Origin of the sequence: Nonomuraea sp. NPDC048881, assembly GCF_040649795.1 — a bacterium.
Lineage (GTDB): Bacteria > Actinomycetota > Actinomycetes > Streptosporangiales > Streptosporangiaceae > Nonomuraea.
Genome location: NZ_JBEZGC010000001.1, coordinates 322,194 through 342,208, shown reverse-complemented (window position 1 = coordinate 342,208; position 20,015 = coordinate 322,194). Strand labels below are relative to the sequence as shown.

Sequence of the window (20,015 nt, the reverse complement as noted above, 5' to 3'; positions counted from 1 at the left end):
CCGCACGTTGTTCGATGAGTTCCCCGAGCCTGCCCGCTCCCAGCTCGCCGCCGCCTTCGCCGAGGGCAGGACCCGGCCGGAGTGGTGTTTCGCGGAAGGGCGGGCGCGCCTGGCGTTCTGGGCCCCCTTCGCGGGCGCGGACCCGGTGATCGTCTGGCAGTTCGAGCCCGGCCCCGACTCCGCGGCGGCGGCCGCGCTGCTGCGCCGCGGCCTGCGCGAGACGGGGCTGGGGAAGATCATGCACGACATCTCGCTCCCGCCCGGCCTGACCCCGGTCGTCGACCGCGCGGTGGAGCACGAGGCGCTGACCGGGGCCGGGTTCGTCATGGAGGTCGAACGGCTGACGCTCGCCTGGACCGCCGGCGCCGACGTCGCATCGTCGCCGGGACCGACGTGGGCGACACGCCTACCGCGAACGCCTTCCTGCGTGCCGGATACTCGGAGGTCGGCCGGCTGTTCCGCTACTACTGGAGGGCTTCGTGAGACTTGGTGTGATGTTCGACCGGGATCTGCCGCCTGAGGAACTGATCCCGTTCGCCCGGGCGCTCGACGAGACCGCCGCCGACGACCTGTGGGTGGTGGAGGACCTGGGCTGGACCGGCGGCGTCTCGGCGGCGGCCACCGCGCTGGCCGTCACGTCCCGGCTGCGCGTCGGCATCGGCATCACCCCCGCGCCGCTGCGCAACCCGATGCTGCTGGCGATGGAGATCGGCAACCTGGCCCGGATGCATCCCGGCCGGCTGGCCGCGGGCATCGGGCACGGCGTGCAGGAATGGATGCGCCAGGTCGGCGCGGCCGTGCCGTCGCCGCTCGCCCTGCTGGAGGAGACGATCACGGCCGTACGCGCCCTGCTGTGCGGCGAGACGGTCACCATGCACGGCAAGGCGGTGCACCTCGACGGCGTGTCGCTGGTGCATCCGCCGGCCGTGCCGCCGCCCGTCCTGGCGGGCGTGAAGGGGCCGCGCTCGCTGGCGCTGTCGGGACGCGTCGCGCAGGGCACGATCGTGCCGGAGGGCGTCGGCCCGGCGCAGCTGCCCGGCATCGTCGAGCGGATCGCCGGGGGCGACGACCACGAGCTGGGCGTCTTCACCTTCCTGCACATCGGCGAGGAGGCGGACCGGCTCGCCCATCCGGTGGTCCGGGAACAGGCGGCCTACCTGGGCGTGTCGCCGCACGACGTCGTCATGGCGGCCGGGACCCCTGAGCAGGCGGCGGAGCAGGTCAGGAGCATGTGGGCGGCGGGTGCGGGGACGGTGGTCGTCCGGCCGCTGGGGCGCGATCCCCTGCCGCACGTGCACGCCCTGCTGTCGGCGCTGTAGCCCCACCGTCTTTTCCCCGGCGCTCTGGCGTCGGGGCCGTGGTTCCTATGGCCGAATGGCGGAGGCCCATCGGTCGAACGGCCGATGGGCCTCCGCCGCCGCTTCGCCACGATCGTTTGCATGAGGCTTTTGCTGGTAATCGTGGCAATTCTGGCGGTCACCGGGTGCAGCGTGCGCTTCGACAGCGATGAGGTGCCCGCCGTCCGGACGTTCCCGTTCACGGGGGCCGAACTGAAGATCTCGTCGTCGCTGGGCGGGGTGCGGGTGCTGCCCGCCACCAGCCCGGCCGTCGAGGTGCGGCGCTGGACGCGTGGCAAGGCGTCCACCAGCCCCTCCTGGTCGCTGCGCGACGGCGTGCTGCGGCTCAGCGCCGACTGCACGCTCATCGTCGGCGACTGCGGCGCGCGCTACCACGTGAGGGTCCCGGCCGGGGTGCGGCTGACGATCGACTCCCCCGACGGCGTCATCCTGAACGGCCTCACCCAGGACGTCGACGTCTCCAGCGGCGACCGCATCGAGGTCAAGGACACTTCGGGCAAGCTGCGCCTGATGACCGACTCCGGCACGATCGAGGGCGACGGGTTGCGATCGTCCAGCGTGCACGGACGCACCCTGGACGGCTCGATCTCCCTGGCCTTCGCCGCGCCGCCCGCGGACCTGGATGTGAAGTCGCGGGAGGGCGGCGTGACCGTCCGGGTGCCGAAGGACTCCTACCAGGTGAAGGTCGAGAGCCAGGACGGCTCCGAGCACTCCGACATCAAGAGCACGAAGTCCAGCTCCAGGACCATCCTCGCCCGCAGCACGTACGGGAACGTACGCGTCCTGACCCGCTGACCCTCCTCCGGCCGCGCCGGCTCTCCTCCAACCTGTGGGGGCGCGCCGGTGTCTTGGAGGCGTCAGCCGACCTCCAGCCTGTAAGGGCGCGCTGGTGTTTGGGAGGCGTCAGCCGACCTCCGCCTCCTGTCGGGCCTCAACCGCCCGCACGGACGTCTCCGCCTGCCGCACGGCCTTCCAGAAGTACGTCGAGCTGGGCTTGCCCGCCTCGGCGTACTTCTCGGCCAGCGCCCTGGCCATCACCACCAGCCGGCGTCCGCGGAGCTGGAAGCCCGCCGCCTCCGGCACCGCGCCGAGCGCCCGGTGGTTCCAGTACGCGGCCAGCCGCCGCCAGTGCTCGGCCTCCTTCCCATCCGCGCCACACGCCTCGCAGGCCAGCAGCACCGCCAGCTCGTGGGCGGCCCTGGCGTCACCCCTCTCCGCCGACCGCAGCCGGAACATGCCCAGACGTCCCCAATGCAGCGGCACCCGCAGCTCCGTGGGCGAGGGCTGCCAGGACGACTGCTCGCCGGGCGCGGGCTCCAGGACGTCCCCGCCGGTCCGGGCGGCGGCCGGCGACCCGTTCCGGCGTCGCGCGGCCTCCCCTGCCTCGGCCTTGGCGGCCTGCCACAGGGCGCTGAACTCGGCGGTCAGCTCCGCCACGGACTCGATGGGCATGCCGGACTTCACCGCGATCACCTGACACACCTCGACGATGGTCCGCATCAGCAGGAAATCCGGCACTTTCTGCGACCTGCCGTTCAACAGGTCGGACACGGTCGACTTCGGCAACGGCCGGCGCCATCTGTTTCGTTCGGGCTCTTCGGCCAAAAGGGCGAGCGCGACTTTCTCAATCCGTTTCAGCGACGGGTTTCCGCATTCGATTTCACGCAATCTGTTCAGACGTGTCACGAGCACAGCAAGGTGATCTTCGCCTTGACCGACATCCTTCATGAGCCGCCCCGGTTCGGACACCGTTGTCCGGTTTAAGAGTGGAAGTGGCATTTCGAGAAGAGGGGCAGGCGCCACCCTCTCGTTGCGTTGAGATAAGCAGCCATAGTGCCATAAGTCGGTCTTGTCGGGGTGCCAGGCGCATCACACACATCCGCCCCATCAGCCCTTCTCGGCCGAATCCATCCGATTCCGTCCGAATACGTCCGAGGCCAGCGCGATCATGGCCGGAACGATCAATTGCGCGGACGCGCCCCCGACTCCCGCTGGTACTCCTACGTCAACGAACAAGCCCGTACGGCAAGGGGACATCAATGAGCAAGACAACCCTCATCTGGTCGGCGGTCAGCGGCGCCCTGCTCGCGCTGCTCGTCGGTGTCGTCGCCGGCCTGCTCGCCACCGGGAACGGCAGCACGGTCGCGGGCGCCATCATGGCGGGCGCGACGGCCTCCGGCGGCTTCGCGGCGCTCTGGATCACCGGCACCTCGGCCGTGCACACCTGGCTGAACTCCCAGAAACCCGAGACTCCTTCACAGGACACCAGCGGCTGACCCCGCCCCACCCGTCCCGCAACCGCCCCCTCGGCACGTCCGGCGATCGCACACCCTCACGCCCCGGCACGTCCCACAACCGCACACCCCCGCACCCGCACTTCCGCACCCGCACCCGCACCCGCACCCGCACCCGCACCAGCACCAGCACCCGCACGGACGGCGAACGCACCGAGGACCGGTCGGAGACCCCGCACCGGTCCCACCCTTCCCCCCTGACCGCACCTTTCCCGGACCGCGCCTCCCAGGCCCGCACCTCCCCCGGCCCCCTTCCGGTTTTGCCTGTTCCGGTCCCGCCCGTTCCGGTCCTGGTCGCGGACGGCGGCGGGTTACGCTGGCGACCGTCCTGCACCCATTTGTCGCGAAGGCAGCATCCGGAGGCGCCCATGGCGATGCCCAGGAAGGGCTCGCGGCTCATCACGGTCGACGGCACCGCCTTCCGCTGGCGAGTCAGCCACAGACCCGCCTTCGGCGACGGCAGTTCCGCGGCCCCGCTCACCTTCGTCGTCGAACGCGACGAGGATCCCGGCCGCGTCCTGCTCGTGTCACTCCCCTGCGCCCGGCCGGACAACTGGCGGGGAGCCCGGACGATCGCGATCCGCCCGCCGCTCGTCGCCGCATGCGTCCGCCGCGCCCTCGAACAGGGCTGGACCCCCGCCCGACCGGGCCCCCGTTTCACCCTCGCCATCACCGAGGACGAACTGACCGAACTCCTGGACGGCCCACCCGCCTACCTGGTCCCCTTCCTCTGGGGCATGATCCCGGAAGGCGGCACCATCAGGGACCTTCCCCGTGCCAGGCAGATCTGGAGCCGCGAAAGCGCCGGCACCGACCGCACGCCGTAACCCGCCCCCTCCGGCGGCAAATCCCGTTGCCCGTCCCCACCGTCGGCCGCCAAGGTCGGAACATGGTCGAACTACGCGTCCTGGAGCCCGACGACTGGCCGCTCTGGCGCGAACTACCACTGGCCGCGCTCGCCGACGCCGGCCCCGCCTTCGGTTCCGCGCTGGCCGACTGGCAGGGCGACGGCGACCGCGAGGAACGCTGGCGGGCCCGCCTGACGATGCGCGGCTCGCACAACGTCGTCGCCTTCCTCGACGGACGCCCGGCCGGGATGGCCGGCGGAGTCCCGACCGAGACGGCAGACAGCGTCGAGCTGGTGTCCATGTGAAACGCCCCGACCATCGCGCTTTACACGCGTCACGATTTCCGGGACTCCGACTTCCAGGATTCCGAAGAACTCCCCGCCCTGGACCCGCACGGATTCCGGGTGATGACGAAACTCCTCCCCGCCCTTGACAATCCTCGATGACGAGCTATGCGCGGCAGCCTCCGCACAAAGTCCCGGAGGTCTTCGAAATCCCATTTCTCGCCGTCCGGGACGCCGCCGAGCGCCGGAATCAAAGGGAAGCCGCCGAGAACGCCGCGCCCATGAACAGCCCTCGTCCAACGCTGCGGAATCTGAACCGGCGATTCTCCCGTAGACGTCGTGCGCGACAGAGGCCAGCAGCTCGAAATCCGGCCCCAGCTCATCAAGACGACGCTGCATGCCCCGCGAGCCTCCTTCGAGCCGAAGAAATCCCTCTTGAGATCCAGGTGACGCAACACCCGAGGCAGTTCGATCAGCACGTCGGGACAGTCAGCGACCCTCTCGAACGATTTTCGTCTCGGCACCAGGCACGCTCTAGTGAGCCGCCCCGCCCTGCTCCCGGCGTACCATCTCGGCGATCCACACCGGCGCGAACGGCGACGTGCACCCCGGGGACGTCGGATAGTCCTTGAGCACCTCCAGGCGCTCACCGATGCCGATCGCACGGGCGCGGTGCTCGGCGTGCTCGATCCCGATGTGAGCCAGGCAGTTGTTCATCTCCCACTGCAGACGGTCAGGGGCGTCCTTCATCTCCGCCTCGATGACGTCGAGCAGCCCCACCAGGTCGAGCCCCTCAGGCTTCTTCGCCACGCGCTCGACGGTCAACGCCCACCCGGCGCTGGCGACCAGCGGATCGGGATCGGCCGACCAGGCCACCCGCAGCTCTTCGGCGTGCGGGCTCTTCTTCACCACGTAGTTCAGGAGCCAGTCGCGCACCTTGGGCGTACGCGCCTGGCGCACCATCGCGTCCAGCTCGTCCCGCTCGTACGCCTTCGGACGGCAGACCAGCGTCGCCAGCAACCTCGCCGCGGTGTCACCCGTCTCCCAGAGCCCGCGCGCGAGTTCCTGCTGCGTCTTCAGCCGCTTGGCGAGGGCGCGCAGCTTGCCGAGGTTCACGCCGTGATCGTCGCCGTGTCTCTCGTTCACCTCGCGCGCCTTGGGATCCTCCAACGCGGCCAGCTCGGCCATCACCTCGGTCAACGTCACCCCGGCCACCTCCTCAGAAGCAGCTCCAGCCTAAACGCGTTGTGACGTACCTTGGTGTGTCTCCGTGACCGGACGGACAGAGGCTGCATGGAACAGCACCAGGCTTCGAGGTGGGACGGCGTCACTCTGCGCTCGACCTACAAGGACCATCTGCTCGAAGAACGCGACGAACTGGCCGACGCCGCACGCGACGGCGCCTGGTCCAGAGTCTTCGAGCTACTCGAAGAGCATCCCGAGTGGATCAACGGCGGCAGAGTCGGCGGCACCAGCGGATACGCCCCACTCCACCAGGCCGCCTGGCACGGCGCCGACGTCAGCGTCGTGCACCGGCTGATCTCCCGCGGCGCCTGGCGCACGCTCCGTACGGCTCAAGGAGAACGGGCGATCGACATCGCCACCCGCCGGGGACACCACGCCCTCCTGAGGCCACTCACCCCGGTCATCCACCACCACCTGCCGGCCGGAACTTTGAGGTCGATCCAGCACCACTTCCACGCGCTGATCCACGAACGCGCCGACGACCTGGTCACCGAGCACGCCTCCCCGACCTGGAACCTCTGACCGAGCAACGTCACCCCCGCCTCGTCGCCGAAGGCTTCGTCTGACCAACACGAAATCGCCGCAGCTCACGGCGACCCCGATAAGAGACTCCTCAGTCATCGAAGCCGGCGATCCACTCACCGATGAACTTCGACGCCTCCTCGGCTGAGACGACATCACCCCTGAAGGCGGGCCCAAGGCTGTCGACAAGCAATTCCGGCGATACAGGTTCCCCGGCGACGACCAGATAGCACGAAAGACCCTCACTCATTTGACGTGACATCGAGGAGACGAACGCATCGCGACGGTACCTGTTGCACAGCACCAGCAGATTCCGCCGCTCCAGCACCGCTCTCAGCTGCCGCAAACCGTCTTCGAAGTCGACCGACGAGAGAACCCTGATCGGCGAAACGCCTGCGCGATCCAGCCGCAGCTCGTACGTCTCGCCATCGGTCCACGTCGTCACCTGGCAGCGCGAAAGAGATTCGTCCACCAGGTCGACCAGTTCGAGCTCGTGCATGCTCACCTCGGCACGTTCGAAGCAGGGTCGTCCGGCGATCCCCACGGCCTCCCCCGCGAAACCCGGGACCGCCTCCGCGGTCTCGGGTTCTGCAGGTCGGATGCCTACTTGAGAAGCTGCCGGGCCATGACCATGCGCTGGATCTGGTTGGTGCCCTCGTAGATCTGGGTGATCTTGGCGTCGCGCATCATGCGTTCCACCGGGAAGTCCTTCGTGTACCCGTACCCGCCCAACAGCTGGACCGCGTCCGTGGTGATCTCCATGGCGGCGTCCGAGGCGGCGCACTTGGCGGCGCTCGACAGGAACGTCAGGTCCTTCTGCGGCCGGCCGTGCATCGCCAGCTCGCTCTTGGCGGCCGCGCGGTACGTCAGCTGCCTGGCCGCCTCCAGCTTCATCGCCATGTCGGCGATCATGAACTGCAGCCCCTGGAAGTCGCCGATCGGGCGGCCGAACTGCTTGCGTTCCTTGACGTAGCCGATCGCGTAGTCGAGGGCGCCCTGGGCGATGCCCAGCGCCTGGGCGGCGATGGTGACGCGGGTGTGGTCGAGGGTGGCGAGGGCCGTCTTGAAGCCGGTGCCGGGCTCGCCGATCATGCGGGACGCCGGGATGCGGACGTTCTCCAGGATCACCTGGCGGGTCGGCGAGGCCTTGATGCCGAGCTTCTTCTCCTTCGGCCCGAAGGAGACGCCTTCGTCGGACTTCTCCACCACGAAGGCGGAGATGCCCCGGGCGCCGGCGGACGGGTCCGTCACGGCCATCAGCGTGTAGTACTCGGAGACGCCGGCGTTGGTGATCCACATCTTGGTGCCGTTGAGCACGTAGTGGTCGCCGTCGAGAACCGCGCGGGTCTTCATGGCGGCGGCGTCGGAGCCCGCCTCCGGCTCGGACAGCGCGTACGAGAACATGGCCTCGCCCCTCGCCACCGGCGCCAGGTAACGCTGCTTGAGCTCCTCGGACGCCGAGAGCAGCAGCGGCACGGTGCCCAGCTTGTTCACGGCCGGGATGAGCGAGGACGACGCGCAGGCCCGCGCGACCTCCTCGATGACGATCACCGCGGCCAGCGCGTCCGCCCCGGCGCCCCCGTACTCCTCGGGAACGTGCACGGCGTGCAGGTCAGCGGCGACGAGGGCCTTGTAGACGTCCCAGGGGAACTCTTCGGACTCGTCGGCCGCCGCGGCCTGCGGCGCAATCTTCTCGTCGGCCAGGGCGCGGACCGTCTCCCTGAGCATGTCGTGCTCTTCGGCGGGCGCATAGAGAGGGAAGCTCATGCCTAGATACTAGGACGTCCGAGCACTTTGTTACCAGCTAGTACGGTTTGCGAACAGACGCAGGTGGCACGAAGGAGGTAGCGAAGGCCGGTAGCATGCCTGGCGATCGAAAGGAGCTCGCTCGTGCCATATCGCCTCACGGTGATCGGGACCGGATACCTGGGCATCACGCATGCGTCCTGCATGGCGGATCTCGGATTCGAAGTCCTTGGCCTCGACATTGACGCGGACAAGATCCGCCGGCTGAACAACGGTGAGCTCCCCATCCACGAGCCCGGGCTGGAACCCGTGCTCCGCCGTGGGCTCGACTCCGGGCGCCTTCGCTTCACCAGCTCCTACGAAGAGGTCGCCGCCTTCGGCGACGTGCACTTCGTCTGCGTCGGCACACCGCAGAAGAAGGGCGAGTACGCCGCGGACGTGTCGTACATGGACAGCGCCATCGAGTCGCTCGCGCCGCTGCTCGACCGCGAGTGCCTGGTCGTCGGCAAGTCCACCGTGCCGGTCGGCACCGCCGAGCGCATGGCCGACAAGCTCGCCCGCCTGTCGCCGGCCGGCGTCGGCGTCGAGCTGGCGTGGAACCCGGAGTTCCTGCGCGAGGGCTTCGCGGTGGAGGACACCCTCCACCCCGACCGCATCGTGCTCGGCGTGCGTTCGGAGCGGGCCGAGAAGGTGCTGCGCGACGTGTACGCGCCGCTCGGGGACGTCCCGTTCGTGGTGACCGACTTCGCGACGTCGGAGCTGGTCAAGACGGCGGCCAACGCCTTCCTCGCCACCAAGATCTCCTTCATCAACGCCATGGCCGAGGTCTGCGAGGCCGCGCACGCCGACGTCAAGCAGTTGTCCGAGGCGCTCTCGTACGACGACCGCATCGGCGGGCGCTTCCTCAACGCCGGGCTCGGCTTCGGCGGCGGCTGCCTGCCCAAGGACATCAGGGCCTTCATGGCACGGGCCGGCGAGCTGGGGGCCGACCAGGCGCTGACGTTCCTGCGCGAGGTCGACGCGATCAACATGCGCCGCCGCGCCCGCATGGTCGACCTGGCCAGGGAGCTGGCGGGCGGCTCGTTCCACGGGTGCACGGTCGGCGTGCTGGGCGCGGCCTTCAAGCCGAACTCGGACGACATTCGCGACTCCCCCGCCCTGGACGTCGCCGTGACGATCGGCCACCAGGGCGGACAGGTCACCGTCTACGACCCGATCGCGCTCGACAACGCTCGTAAGGCTCACCCGGAGCTGAACTACGGCGAGTCGGCCGTCGAGGCGGTCCGCGGGGCGCACGTGGTGCTGCTGCTGACGGAGTGGAAAGAGTTCCTGGAGCTCGATCCGGAGGAGCTGGGCGCGGTGGTCGCGACCCGGCGCATCGTCGACGGCCGCAACGCGCTCAACTCCGAGGTGTGGCGCTCGGCCGGCTGGCACTACCGGGCGCTCGGCCGCCCGTAGCCCCGCCGCGGCACCTCTCCGAACGCCCGGGACCCCTCACCACGGGGAACCGGGCGCCCGGAAAGCCCGGTCTGCCCCTGGACGGCCCTGAGTTGCCTGCTCAGAGCTCCGCGGCCTCGGCGCGCAGCTTCTCACCCTTGGCGTACGCCTGCTCCTTGAGACGCCCCTGGAACTCCTCCATGCGCTCACGCAGCCCGGCGTCGGAGGCCCCGAGGATGCGGACGGCCAGCAGCCCCGCGTTGCGCGCGCCCCCGACCGCCACCGTGGCCACCGGCACCCCGGCCGGCATCTGGACGATCGACAGCAGGGAGTCCATCCCGTCGAGGTACTTCAGCGGCACCGGCACCCCGATCACCGGCAGCGGCGTCACCGAGGCCAGCATGCCGGGCAGGTGCGCCGCCCCGCCGGCCCCCGCGATGATCACCCGGATGCCGCGCGAGGCCGCCTGCCGGCCGTACTCGATCATCTCGACCGGCATGCGGTGGGCCGAGACGACGTCGGCCTCGAACGGCACCCCGAACTCCGCCACGGCCTCGGCCGCGGCCTTCATCACGGGCCAGTCGGAGTCCGACCCCATGACGATCCCGATTCGCTCTGTCACGTGTACTCCCCGGTCATGAGGTAGACGGCGGCGTGGCGGGCGCGGGCGCGCACCTTGTCGAGGTCGGCGCCCAGGGCCGTGACGTGGCCGATCTTGCGGCCCGGACGCACTTCCTTGCCGTAGAAGTGCAGCTTGATGCCGGGGTCGTGGGCCAGCACGTGCTCGTAGCGCTTGAACAGGTCGGGGTCGTCGCCGCCCAGCAGGTTGGCCATGACGACGACCGGGGCGGTCATCGCGGGCGAACCGAGCGGCAGGTCGAGCACGGCCCGCAGGTGCTGCTCGAACTGGGACGTGGTGGAACCCTCGATCGTCCAGTGGCCGCTGTTGTGCGGGCGCATGGCCAGCTCGTTCACCACGAGGCCGTCGGCGGTCTGGAACAGCTCCACCGCCAGCAGCCCGGTCACGCCCAGCTCGTGGGCGATCTTCAGGCCGATGCGCTGGGCGACGGCGGCCTCCTCGGGGTCCATGCCGGGGGCGGGGGCGAGCACCTCGACGCAGATGCCGTCCTGCTGCACGGTCTCCACGACCGGGTAGCTGACGCCCTGCCCGTGGGGCGAGCGGGCCACCAGCACCGCGAGCTCCCGCTCGAACGGCACGAACGCCTCGGCCATCAGCTCGACGCCGGTGGCGAACGCCTCGGCCACGTCGTCGGGGGTGCGGCAGACCCACACGCCGCGCCCGTCGTAGCCGCCGCGCACCGACTTCAGCACGACCGGCCAGCCGTGCTCGTCGGCGAACGCCGCGACGTCCGCCGACGAGGCGACGCGGGCCCAGGCGGGGCAGGGCACGCCGATGGCGGTCAGCCGTTCGCGCATGACGGCCTTGTCCTGGGCGTGCACGAGCGCGTCGGCGCCCGGGTGCACGGCGTGGCCGTCGGCGATCAGGGCCCTGATGTGCTCGGTCGGCACGTGCTCGTGGTCGAACGTGATCGCGTCGCAGCCCTGGGCGAACGCCCGCAGGTCGGCCAGGTCGCGGTAGTCTCCGACCTGGGTGTCGACGATCACTCGTGCGGCGCTCTCCCCGGGGGCGGCGGCCAGCACCCGCAGCTCGACCCCGAGCGCGATGGCCGGCGACTGCGTCATCCGGGCGAGCTGACCGGCGCCGACGATGCCGACGACCGGCCCGATGGGACTGTAGGAACTCACGTGAGGTGAGCTTACCGGGACGGAACGACTACCTCGCCGTTGTCAACTCACGCCCTCCCACCGCGGCACCCCGCCGCCGTCAACCGGCACGCCCCCGGCGCAGCCCGAGCGTCCTGATCCGGTTGCCCGTGCCGACCAGACTGGCCGTCACCACCAGATCCGTGCGCCCTCCCCGGTACGTGAGCCGCAGGGCGTCGAACACCAGGACGGAACCGGCGGCCACCGGGATCGCGAGGGTGCGCGTGCCGAACAGCTCGACGTCGGCGCGGTTCGCGGTGACGTCCTTGAGCAGCCCGCGCAGCGGATCCCCCGCCGGGAAGCGCACGCCCGCCACCCCGGCCGGGTCGGTGAGGTACGTCAGATGCCGCTGCGGCACCAGCCGGGCCTGTCTGACCAGCGACGACGGCGCCTCGGCGGCCTCCCGCGCCGGCTCGCCGGGCACCGGGACCGGCCCCGCGCCCAGCCGCCAGCGGCCGTCCTCCAGGAAGAACAGGTAGTACGCGGGTGAGGGCTCGCGGGCCAGGGCGGCGAACCAGTCGCCCGCGTCGGGCAGCACGTAGACGGGGTCGGCGGGACGGGCTGGACGGCCGTTCCGGGTCGCCTCGCAGGCACGGCCGTCCAGCGTCCGCTCCGCCCACGTGGTCAGCTCCCGTACGGCGGCGCAGTCCCGCCGCTGCCAGGCCCCGTCGAGCTGCCGGAGCAGCGAGAACGCCTGTTCGGCGGTCGCCGGGTCGACCCGTGGCGCGGCTGCCGGGGCAGGCGTGCGGTCCTCCTGGAGCACCGGGGCGCCGCCGGTCGCGCCACAGCCCGTGACGAGCAGGGCCAGGACCGACGCGAGCAGTCGAAGCGGCACAGGTGGCTCCCGGGAGGGCGGCCGTCTGGAGCGGCAGGTCCGACGTCGCGGGCGGGCCCGCGATCTGAACGGCAGCGTAATGCCGATCTTTCAGAAATGCCGCCCATAAGGCGATATTTCTAGAAGTGGTCTTTGCGGGGTATGTTCGGCCCTCTGACACCGGCCGTACGACATCGCCGGTACGCTGAGGTGGTCAGTCTCGACGAGGGAAAGGACCGAGCGCGGACGTGGAGTTTGCCAAGCGCCTCTACCAGCGGTTCGAGTCCCTGGTTCACGAACTGGCCAAATTCGGGAGCATCGGGGCCGTCGCCTTTCTGCTCGACACGGGTGTCTACAACCTCTTCCTGCTCGGCTTCGAGTGGGGCCCCCTCACCTCCAAGGTGCTCGCCACCACGCTCTCGGCGACCTTCGCCTACCTGGGCAACCGCTTCTGGACCTTCCGCCACCGCGAGCAGAGCGGCCTCGGCCGCGAATACTTCCTGTTCTTCCTGCTCAACGGCGTCGCCCTGCTGTTCGGCCTGCTGGTGATCGGCTTCACCAAGTACACCCTCCACCTGCACGACGGCCTGAGCCTGAACATCGCCAACTTCGCCGGCGTCGGCCTCGGCACGCTGTTCCGCTACTGGTCGTACAAGAAGTGGGTGTTCCTGGAGGCCACCGAGCCGATCCCGGTGGAGCTGCCGGAGATCAGGCAGGACCGCTGACCACGCGGTTCCTGCTGTCCTCCTCGGCCGGGCGCAGGAAGATGGCGAACGTCGCCGGCCGGCGGCGCACCAGTTCCAGCCGCCCGCCGTCCGCGGCGGCCAGCGCGCGGGCGAGGGTGAGCCCGAGGCCGGTGCCTCCGCCGCCGCTGACGTTCCGTTCGAAGATCTTGGGCGCGATCTCGTCGGCGATGCCGGGGCCCTCGTCGGCGACCTCGATCACGATGTAGTTGTCGCCGCAGGTGCTGGTGACGGTGACCGTGCCGCCGCCGTGGCGCAGGGAGTTCTCCAGCAGCGAGGCGATGACCTGGCCGAAGCCGCCGGTGGTGGCCATCGCCTTCAGGCCGCGGGTGCCGTCGAGGTGCAGCGTGCGGCCCGCCTCGCGGAAGACCGGCTCCCACTCGGTGATCTGCTGGATGAGCACCTCGTCGATGGCGACGGGCTCGGCCTGGGCGTGGCGCTGGCGGCGGGCCGCCGCGAGCAGTTCGTCGATCACCGCGGTCAGGCGCTCGGCCTGCACGATGGCCGCCTCGCCCTCCTCGCGGACGACCTCCGGCTCGTTCGAGGCGGCGACGATCTCCTCCAGGCGCATGGTCAGGCCGGTCAGGGGCGTGCGGAGCTGATGGGAGGCGTCGGTGGCGAACTCGCGTTCGCGGGTGAGCAGGTCGGAGATGCGGGTGGCGCTGCGGTCGAGCACCTGGGCCACGCGGTCCAGTTCGGGGATGCCGTAGCGGTGCTTGCTGGGCCGCGCGTCGCCCGACCCCAGCCGCTCGGCGATCTTCGCCAGGTCCTGCAAGGGCAGCGTCAGTCTGCGCGACTGGACGACGGCCAGGCTGACGGCCACCGCGAGCGCCGCGACGGCCAGCGCCACGATCAGCAGCAGCCTGGCCCGGACGTCGCGCTCGACCTGATCCCGGTCACGACTTATCCGGACATAGACCCCGGTGTTGGTCTGTGCGTCCTCGGTCATCAGGTGACCCGACGCCGGCGCGGTGCCGACGACGGTCACCCGCAGAGGGGTTCCGCGTTCCCAGATCTGGATGTACCTGCCCGGGTACTTCTGCTCCAGTTGTTGCGGGTCGAGCGGGGTCTCCTGGACCCGGGCGTACTCGACCTCGCCCACGAGACGTTTGGCTTCCGCCCCGAGCTCCTGAGCCGCCTCGTCGACGATCAGACGGCTGACCACGACGCCCAGGGGGACCCCCAGCAACAGGACCGCGATGACCGCGACGACCAGTGTGGAGGAGAGCAGTCGACGGCGCATGCGCCTACTCGCGTTCGAACCGGAAGCCGACTCCCCGGACCGTCGTGATGTATCGGGGCTTGGCGGCATCGTCGCCGAGTTTGCGGCGCAGCCAGGAGATGTGCATGTCGAGGGTCTTGGTCGAACCCCACCAGTTGGTGTCCCACACCTCGCGCATGATCTGCTCCCGGGTGACGACCTTGCCGGCGTCGCGGACCAGGACCCGCAGCAGGTCGAACTCCTTGGTCGTCAGGTGCAGCTCCTTCTCCCCCATCCAGGCGCGGCGGGAGTCGGCGTCGATGCGGACCCCCTGCACGACCGGGGTCTCGGAGGTGCCGCGCCGCAGCAGCGCGCGCACCCGGGCGAGCAGTTCGGCCAGCCGGAACGGCTTGGTCACGTAGTCGTCGGCGCCGGCGTCGAGGCCGACGACGGTGTCCACCTCGTCGACGCGGGCCGTGAGTATCAGAACCGGGGTGCCGTGCCCCTCGGCACGGATCCGGCGGGCGACCTCCAGACCGTCCATCTCTGGCAGCCCGAGGTCGAGAACGATGAGGTCGATGCCGCCCGACAGGGCCCTCTCCAGGGCCTGCGGGCCGTCGGGGCTCACCTCTACCTGATAGCCCTCGCGGCGTAGCGCACGCGCGAGTGGCTCGGAGATCGAGGTGTCATCCTCGGCGAGAAGTACGCAGGTCATGAAGCGATCGTAGGACCTTAGGCGATCGTTTCCCGGGCACAGCGCACGGTTTGACTTGTCGTTGACCTATCCATTGACCTGGGCAAACGAAGCTAAATAAGGGTTAGTCGTGATTAAATTACCGCGATTATCGAGGGGAAAACACAAAGCGCTCCAGGCTTTCCCATCACACCACGTACGCCCGCGTCCGCGGGACGCGTCGCGCCCGGCGCGGCGCCCGGAGCGTGATACCCCGATCCGGGCGCCGGAATGCCTGGAACGTGCCGTTCAGAGCCAGCTCGACCGGACGGAGGCCGCCGGGCCGCCGGCCGGGGCGGTGCCGAGCTCGCCGGCGCGCACCCGGTCGAGCAGGCGGCGGACGGTGTCGACGATCTCGGGGGCGGTCTCCCGCAGGCTCGCCGCGTCGTCCGCGCCGACCTCGGCGGGATCGACGCCGGACTGCCGCAGCACGCCGTCGAGGTCGGCCAGCCGCTCCCCCAGCCACTTCAGCGGCTCGGCCGACAGCTCCTCGTCGAACACCCGCCGGTCGGGCTCCCAGCCGCTGGAGCCCGGGTGGTGGTGCGTACGGTCGAAGCTGCCCGGCGTGCCGTCGACAGACTCCAGCAGGTCGACCCGCCAGATGAGCTGATCGACGACGATCGGACGGGCCGAGTAGATCGACCCCTTGAGCTCGCCCGGCGCGAGCCTGCGGATCTCCAGGCGCACGCCGTGCTCGGCGCCCTCCTGGTGCTCTCCCGGGTCGGGGTCGACGAAGTACAGGTCGCCGACGGCCACGCCGATGCGCTCGAAGCCGAAGAGATAGAGCATGCAGACCACTCCCTCACAGGTGTCCTGGGCTCGCCTCCCCCAGTATCCGTCAGGCCGCCGGGGGCGGCCCGGGGGCGGCCCGGGGGCGGCCCGGGGGCGGCGGGAACGACGACGGCCCCGCTGCCCGGGCGGGCGGCGGGGCCGGAGAGAACGGGGGGCTCTAGTCGTCGACGGACTGGGGCTCGGCGTAGCGGGCGAGGTAGAGCTGCTCGCCCAGGCTGCGCATCAGGCCCAGCTCGGTCTCCAGGTAGTCGATGTGCTCCTCCTCGTCCTCAAGGATGTCCTCGAAGATGCGGGCGGAGGTGATGTCGCCCTTCTCCCTCATCAGCTGGATCGCCGGGCGCAGCCGTTCGACCACTGCCAGCTCGACCTCCAGGTCGGCCTTGAGCTGCTCCTCGACGGTCTGGCCGATGTGCAGCGTGCCCAGGCGCTGGTAGTTGGGCAGCCCTTCGAGGAACAGGATGCGGTCGGTCAGCCGTTCGGCGTGGCGCATCTCCTCGAAGGACTCGTCGCGCGTGTGCTTGGCCAGCTTGGTGTATCCCCAGTTCTCCTGCATCTTCGCGTGCAGGAAGTACTGGTTGATCGCCGTGAGCTCGGCGGTCAGCTGTTCGTTGAGGAGTTCGATGATCTGCTTGTCGCCCTGCATGAACGGGCCCCTCGTCACGGTGCGGCTATGCGGTCGTCAGTTCTTCAGACTGCTTCAGGATCGCACAGATCTTCCGTACACAACGGGCACAGTCCCCACCGGCCCCAGTGGTGTCGCGAATCTGTTTCGCGCTCTTCGCCCCGGAGGCGATGCAGTCGTGGACCTCGTTCTCGGTCACAGCACGACAAATGCACACATACATCCGGGGACAGGCCTCTCAAGCGAGCAGGAAGGGGACGCCTTTAGGTTAGGCACACCTAAGATAGCTCACTTCGGTAAGGCTTGCCTATGTTAGAGGCGTCACATTCACCTGACCCCGCAGGTCAGTGGCCCCTCGCCCGCCACTCCTCCAGGTGCGGCGCCTCCGCACCGATGGACGTGGAGTCGCCATGGCCGGTGTGCACGACCGTCTCGGGCGGCAGGGACAGCAGCCGCCCGGCGATCGACTCGATGATCGTGTCGAAGGACGAGTACGACCGCCCGGTCGCCCCCGGCCCGCCCTTGAACAGCGTGTCGCCGCTGAACAGCACGCCCGCGTCCGGCACGTGCAGACAGACCGCGCCCGGCGAGTGGCCCGGCGTGTGCAGCACCTCCAGGGCCACCCCGCCCACCGTGATCTTCTCGCCGTCGGCCAGCGGCGTGTACGCCACCTCCGGCCCGTACACCTGCTCCCAGAGCACCTGGTCGGCCGGGTGCAGCAGGATCGGCGCGCCGGTCAGCTCGGCCAGCCGGCCGGCGGCGTTGACGTGGTCGTTGTGGGCGTGGGTGCACACGATGGCCTTGACCCGGCGGCCGCCGGCCCGCGCGGCGATGGCGTCCGCGTCGTGCGCGGCGTCGATGATCACGACCTCGCGCGCGTCGCCGACCAGCCAGACGTTGTTGTCGACCTCCCAGGTGCCGCCGTCGAGCGAGAACGTGCCGGAGGTGATGACGCGGTCGATCATCAGAGCACCACCACCGAGCGCAGCACCTCGCCGCGGTGCATCTTGGCGAACGCCTCCTCGACCTGGTCGAGCCCGATCGTCTCGGTGACGAACCGGTCGAGCGGCAGCCGGTTCTGCAGGAACAGGTCGATCAGCATCGGGAAGTCCCGCGAGGGCAGGCAGTCGCCGTACCAGGACGACTTCAGCGCGCCGCCGCGGCCGAACACGTCGAGCAGCGGCAGCTCCAGCCGCATCTCCGGCGTCGGCACGCCCACCAGGACCACCGTGCCGGCCAGGTCGCGGGCGTAGAACGCCTGCTCGTACGTCTCCGGCCGGCCGACCGCCTCGATCACCACGTCCGCGCCGAACCCGCCGGTCAGGTCGCGGATCGCCTCGACCGGGTCGTTCTCCCGCGAGTTGACCGTGTGCGTGGCGCCGAACCCGCGGGCCCACTCCAGCTTGCGGTCGTCCACGTCGACGGCGATGATCCGGGACGCCCCGGCCAGCGACGCCCCCAGGACCGCCGCGTCGCCGACCCCGCCGCAGCCGATCACGGCCACGCTGTCGCCGCGCGTCACGCCGCCGGTGTTGATCGCCGCGCCGATGCCGGCCATCACGCCGCAGCCCAGCAGGCCCGCGACCTGGGCCGGGGCCTCGGCCGACACCTTGGTGCACTGGCCGGCGGCCACCAGCGTCTTCTCCAGGAACGCGCCGATGCCGAGCGCGGGCGACAGCTCGGTGCCGTCCTTGAGCGTCATCTTCTGGGTGGCGTTGTGGGTGGCGAAGCAGTACCACGGCCGGCCGCGCAGGCAGGCGCGGCACTGGCCGCACACCGCGCGCCAGTTGAGGATCACGAAGTCGCCGGGCGCCAGCCCGGTGACCCCCTCGCCGACGGCCTCGACCGTGCCCGCGGCCTCGTGGCCCAGCAGGAAGGGGAAGTCGTCGTTGATCCCGCCCTCGCGATAGTGCAGGTCGGTGTGGCAGACCCCGCAGGCCTGCACGTTCACCACCGCCTCGCCCGGCCCGGGGTCGGGGACGACCACCGTCTCCAGCGAAACTTCCTGGCCCTTACCGCGGGCGATCACGCCCTGCACTTCGTACGGCATGGCAGCCATCTTGTGTCAGGAGGATGATCTCCGCAAGACATAGGGCTGGACCACGCCGAGCCCTCTTGCCGGCCGCCTCCTGATCTTGTGGACCTCGATCCCGTCCGGCGCTCCGGCCAGGCCCTCGGCCAGCTCGGAGTCGACCAGGATCGTGCCCGGCCGGGCGATGGCCGTGAGCCGGGCGGCCAGGTTGACGGTGGTGCCGAACACGTCGCCCATCATGGGCACGACCGGCCCGTACGCCATGCCGATGCGCAGCTCCAGGCTGTCGGCGAGGTCGAGGGCGATCGCCGCGGCCTGGGCCGGGGCGGGCGCGGTGAACAGCACCTCGTCGCCGAGCGTCTTGACCAGCCGCGCGCCGTGCGCGGCCACCACGTCGGCGGCGCGCGACTCGAAGCCCTCGACCAGCGAGGCCAGCGCCCGCTCGTCCAGCTCGCGCGAACGCCGGGTGAAGGAGACCAGGTCGGCGAAGCCGACGGCGATCGACACGCGGGCCGGCCCCCGCTCGTCCCGGTCGTCGGCGACGGCCAGCAGGCGGGTGCCGGCGGCGGCGAGCTGGGCCCGCCAGACGTGCACCAGCAGGTGCTCGAAGTCGGGCAGGAGGGCCTTGGCCGTGTCGAGGACGCCGTTCAGGTCGGCGTCGGTGCGCGAGTCCGGGACCATCGTGCCGATCACGATCTCGGCCTGCCACTGCGCCAGCCTGGCGGTGGTCTGGCCGAGCGCGCGGGCCATGCGGATGACGGTCTGCTCGTCGAGCAGGCCGCCGTCGATCAGGCTGCGCACCCGGCGCAGCGCGGCCACGTCGGCGTCGCTGAACGCCACGGCGTCGTCGGGGAACTGGGCGAAGCCGAGCGCCCGCCAGATGCGCTGGGCGAGCTCCTGCGACACCCCGGCCCCGGCCGCGACCTGCGCGCGGGTGTGGCGGGCCGGCATGCCGACGAGCGTGCGCTCGATCTGCTCGGCGGTCGGCCTGCCGGGCGGTTGGGTGGCGTTCACGATCAGCAGGCTACGCCACCCTCAGTGGCCGTCGATCTCTCCGTCGGACGCGTCCTCGACCAGCTTGAACAGGTCCATGCGCACGTCCTGGATGCGCGGGATGTCGCGCAGGACGATCTGGCCGCGCTCGCCCGCGGACTCGACGGTCAGCGTGCCGCAGCCGAGCATGCGCTCCAGGAACGTCTGGTCGGAGCTGACGGTGTTGACCTTGGCCATCGGGATCTCGTCGGTGGACTTGTTGAGCACGCCCCTGCTGATCGTGAACCGGTGGGTCGTCAGGACGTACCCGGTGTTCTTCCACTGCAGGTAGGGCACGAACGAGAAGATCGTCAGCAGGATCACGGCGATGACGACGACGGCGATCCTGCCGTAGGAGGTGACGCTCTCCCCCCACGCGGTGGGGAAGAAGTAGAGGGCCGCACCCGCCGCCGCGGCGATGAGGATCAGCGCGAAGAACGGGCCGACAAGGCGCTTCCAGTGGGGATGGAAGGATCGGACGCGCTGCTCACCCTGCGTCAGATGGTGGTCGGGAAGGGTCATGCCGC

General features: G+C 70.3%; 25 protein-coding genes. 9 read left to right on the top strand and 16 right to left on the bottom strand.

From position 1 onward, the window contains the following. The first annotated feature begins 7 nt into the window (after positions 1-7). The 3 genes from AB0C33_RS01695 to AB0C33_RS01685 all read left to right on the top strand — a co-directional run bounded on the left by AB0C33_RS01695 (position 8) and on the right by AB0C33_RS01685 (position 2,153). Entirely contained in the window at positions 8-520 is a 513-nt protein-coding gene (locus AB0C33_RS01695; protein WP_358282580.1) for a hypothetical protein, read from the top strand. Then, on the top strand, positions 495-1,319 hold the full coding sequence (locus tag AB0C33_RS01690; protein WP_358282579.1) for an LLM class flavin-dependent oxidoreductase: 825 nt from the start codon (positions 495-497) through the stop codon (positions 1,317-1,319). Before AB0C33_RS01695 ends, AB0C33_RS01690 begins: the two co-directional genes overlap by 26 nt. A 141-nt stretch (positions 1,320-1,460) precedes the next feature. Beyond that, on the top strand, positions 1,461-2,153 hold the full coding sequence (locus tag AB0C33_RS01685) for a DUF4097 family beta strand repeat-containing protein (protein ID WP_358282578.1): 693 nt from the start codon (positions 1,461-1,463) through the stop codon (positions 2,151-2,153). A gap of 108 nt (positions 2,154-2,261) precedes the next feature. On the opposite strand, the gene AB0C33_RS01680 is transcribed toward AB0C33_RS01685, so the two are convergent. Beyond that, positions 2,262-2,909, bottom strand: coding sequence for a hypothetical protein (locus AB0C33_RS01680; RefSeq protein WP_358282577.1), 648 nt, complete (start codon positions 2,907-2,909; stop codon positions 2,262-2,264). 488 nt (positions 2,910-3,397) lie between these two features. Between AB0C33_RS01680 and AB0C33_RS01675 the strand changes: the two genes are divergently transcribed. From AB0C33_RS01675 to AB0C33_RS01665, 3 genes are all read left to right on the top strand, one after another. Then, positions 3,398-3,634, top strand: a complete 237-nt coding sequence (locus AB0C33_RS01675; protein ID WP_358282576.1) for a hypothetical protein — start codon at positions 3,398-3,400, stop codon at positions 3,632-3,634. 386 nt (positions 3,635-4,020) lie between these two features. Beyond that, positions 4,021-4,479, top strand: a complete 459-nt coding sequence (locus tag AB0C33_RS01670) for a hypothetical protein (RefSeq protein WP_358282574.1) — start codon at positions 4,021-4,023, stop codon at positions 4,477-4,479. 62 nt (positions 4,480-4,541) lie between these two features. Further along, complete coding sequence (locus AB0C33_RS01665; RefSeq protein WP_358282572.1) at positions 4,542-4,805, top strand: hypothetical protein; 264 nt, start codon at positions 4,542-4,544, stop codon at positions 4,803-4,805. A gap of 513 nt (positions 4,806-5,318) precedes the next feature. Here the strand turns inward: AB0C33_RS01665 and AB0C33_RS01660 are convergent. Next, complete coding sequence (locus AB0C33_RS01660; RefSeq protein WP_358283905.1) at positions 5,319-5,972, bottom strand: DNA alkylation repair protein; 654 nt, start codon at positions 5,970-5,972, stop codon at positions 5,319-5,321. A 105-nt stretch (positions 5,973-6,077) separates the two neighbouring features. Here AB0C33_RS01660 and AB0C33_RS01655 point away from each other — a divergent pair, with 105 nt between their 5' ends. Then, positions 6,078-6,551, top strand: coding sequence for a hypothetical protein (locus tag AB0C33_RS01655; RefSeq protein ID WP_358282570.1), 474 nt, complete (start codon positions 6,078-6,080; stop codon positions 6,549-6,551). A 91-nt stretch (positions 6,552-6,642) separates the two neighbouring features. Here AB0C33_RS01655 and AB0C33_RS01650 read toward each other — a convergent pair whose 3' ends face one another. Together AB0C33_RS01650 and AB0C33_RS01645 are read right to left on the bottom strand one after the other, a co-directional pair. Beyond that, positions 6,643-7,050: a hypothetical protein gene (locus AB0C33_RS01650; RefSeq protein ID WP_358282568.1), complete on the bottom strand. Its 408-nt coding sequence runs from the start codon at positions 7,048-7,050 to the stop codon at positions 6,643-6,645. Positions 7,051-7,154: 104 nt separating this feature from the next. Further along, positions 7,155-8,318: an acyl-CoA dehydrogenase family protein gene (locus AB0C33_RS01645; RefSeq protein ID WP_352361802.1), complete on the bottom strand. Its 1,164-nt coding sequence runs from the start codon at positions 8,316-8,318 to the stop codon at positions 7,155-7,157. Positions 8,319-8,441: 123 nt separating this feature from the next. Between AB0C33_RS01645 and AB0C33_RS01640 the strand changes: the two genes are divergently transcribed. Next, entirely contained in the window at positions 8,442-9,755 is a 1,314-nt protein-coding gene (locus tag AB0C33_RS01640) for a UDP-glucose/GDP-mannose dehydrogenase family protein (protein WP_352361804.1), read from the top strand. Positions 9,756-9,855: 100 nt separating this feature from the next. Here the strand turns inward: AB0C33_RS01640 and purE are convergent, their stop codons facing one another. The 3 genes from purE to AB0C33_RS01625 all read right to left on the bottom strand — a co-directional run bounded on the left by purE (position 9,856) and on the right by AB0C33_RS01625 (position 12,354). Further along, a complete protein-coding gene (purE, locus tag AB0C33_RS01635) occupies positions 9,856-10,332 on the bottom strand; it encodes a 5-(carboxyamino)imidazole ribonucleotide mutase (protein WP_357702729.1) in 477 nt (158 codons plus the stop codon). A 20-nt stretch (positions 10,333-10,352) separates the two neighbouring features. Then, complete coding sequence (locus AB0C33_RS01630) at positions 10,353-11,501, bottom strand: 5-(carboxyamino)imidazole ribonucleotide synthase (protein WP_358282565.1); 1,149 nt, start codon at positions 11,499-11,501, stop codon at positions 10,353-10,355. Between the two features lie 79 nt (positions 11,502-11,580). After that, on the bottom strand, positions 11,581-12,354 hold the full coding sequence (locus AB0C33_RS01625; protein WP_358282563.1) for a hypothetical protein: 774 nt from the start codon (positions 12,352-12,354) through the stop codon (positions 11,581-11,583). Between the two features lie 227 nt (positions 12,355-12,581). On the opposite strand from AB0C33_RS01625, the gene AB0C33_RS01620 reads away from it, so the two are divergent. Continuing rightward, positions 12,582-13,058 carry a GtrA family protein gene (locus tag AB0C33_RS01620; protein WP_352321617.1) on the top strand — a complete coding sequence of 159 codons (477 nt, stop codon included), beginning with the start codon at positions 12,582-12,584 and terminating at the stop codon, positions 13,056-13,058. Here the strand turns inward: AB0C33_RS01620 and AB0C33_RS01615 are convergent. The 9 genes from AB0C33_RS01615 to AB0C33_RS01575 form a co-directional block, all read right to left on the bottom strand. Next, positions 13,042-14,319 carry an ATP-binding protein gene (locus AB0C33_RS01615; protein ID WP_352361812.1) on the bottom strand — a complete coding sequence of 426 codons (1,278 nt, stop codon included), beginning with the start codon at positions 14,317-14,319 and terminating at the stop codon, positions 13,042-13,044. The two genes, AB0C33_RS01620 and AB0C33_RS01615, sit on opposite strands and share 17 nt — an antisense overlap. A 4-nt stretch (positions 14,320-14,323) precedes the next feature. Continuing rightward, positions 14,324-14,992, bottom strand: coding sequence for a response regulator transcription factor (locus AB0C33_RS01610; RefSeq protein WP_043620820.1), 669 nt, complete (start codon positions 14,990-14,992; stop codon positions 14,324-14,326). A 267-nt stretch (positions 14,993-15,259) separates the two neighbouring features. Further along, positions 15,260-15,799 (bottom strand): hypothetical protein, encoded by a 540-nt coding sequence (locus tag AB0C33_RS01605; protein WP_357994549.1) that lies wholly within the window; start codon positions 15,797-15,799, stop codon positions 15,260-15,262. Positions 15,800-15,959: 160 nt separating this feature from the next. Continuing rightward, complete coding sequence (gene bfr / locus AB0C33_RS01600; protein ID WP_352361818.1) at positions 15,960-16,445, bottom strand: bacterioferritin; 486 nt, start codon at positions 16,443-16,445, stop codon at positions 15,960-15,962. Between the two features lie 25 nt (positions 16,446-16,470). Further along, entirely contained in the window at positions 16,471-16,647 is a 177-nt protein-coding gene (locus AB0C33_RS01595) for a (2Fe-2S)-binding protein (RefSeq protein WP_125632481.1), read from the bottom strand. Between the two features lie 121 nt (positions 16,648-16,768). Beyond that, positions 16,769-17,389: an MBL fold metallo-hydrolase gene (locus AB0C33_RS01590; RefSeq protein ID WP_358282560.1), complete on the bottom strand. Its 621-nt coding sequence runs from the start codon at positions 17,387-17,389 to the stop codon at positions 16,769-16,771. Then, positions 17,389-18,474 carry an S-(hydroxymethyl)mycothiol dehydrogenase gene (locus tag AB0C33_RS01585; RefSeq protein WP_358282558.1) on the bottom strand — a complete coding sequence of 362 codons (1,086 nt, stop codon included), beginning with the start codon at positions 18,472-18,474 and terminating at the stop codon, positions 17,389-17,391. Before AB0C33_RS01585 ends, AB0C33_RS01590 begins: the two co-directional genes overlap by 1 nt. Before the next feature lie 15 nt (positions 18,475-18,489). Next, complete coding sequence (locus tag AB0C33_RS01580; RefSeq protein WP_358283902.1) at positions 18,490-19,407, bottom strand: adenylate/guanylate cyclase domain-containing protein; 918 nt, start codon at positions 19,405-19,407, stop codon at positions 18,490-18,492. An 84-nt stretch (positions 19,408-19,491) separates the two neighbouring features. After that, a complete protein-coding gene (locus AB0C33_RS01575; protein WP_358282556.1) occupies positions 19,492-20,010 on the bottom strand; it encodes a PH domain-containing protein in 519 nt (172 codons plus the stop codon). Positions 20,011-20,015 lie beyond the last annotated feature (5 nt).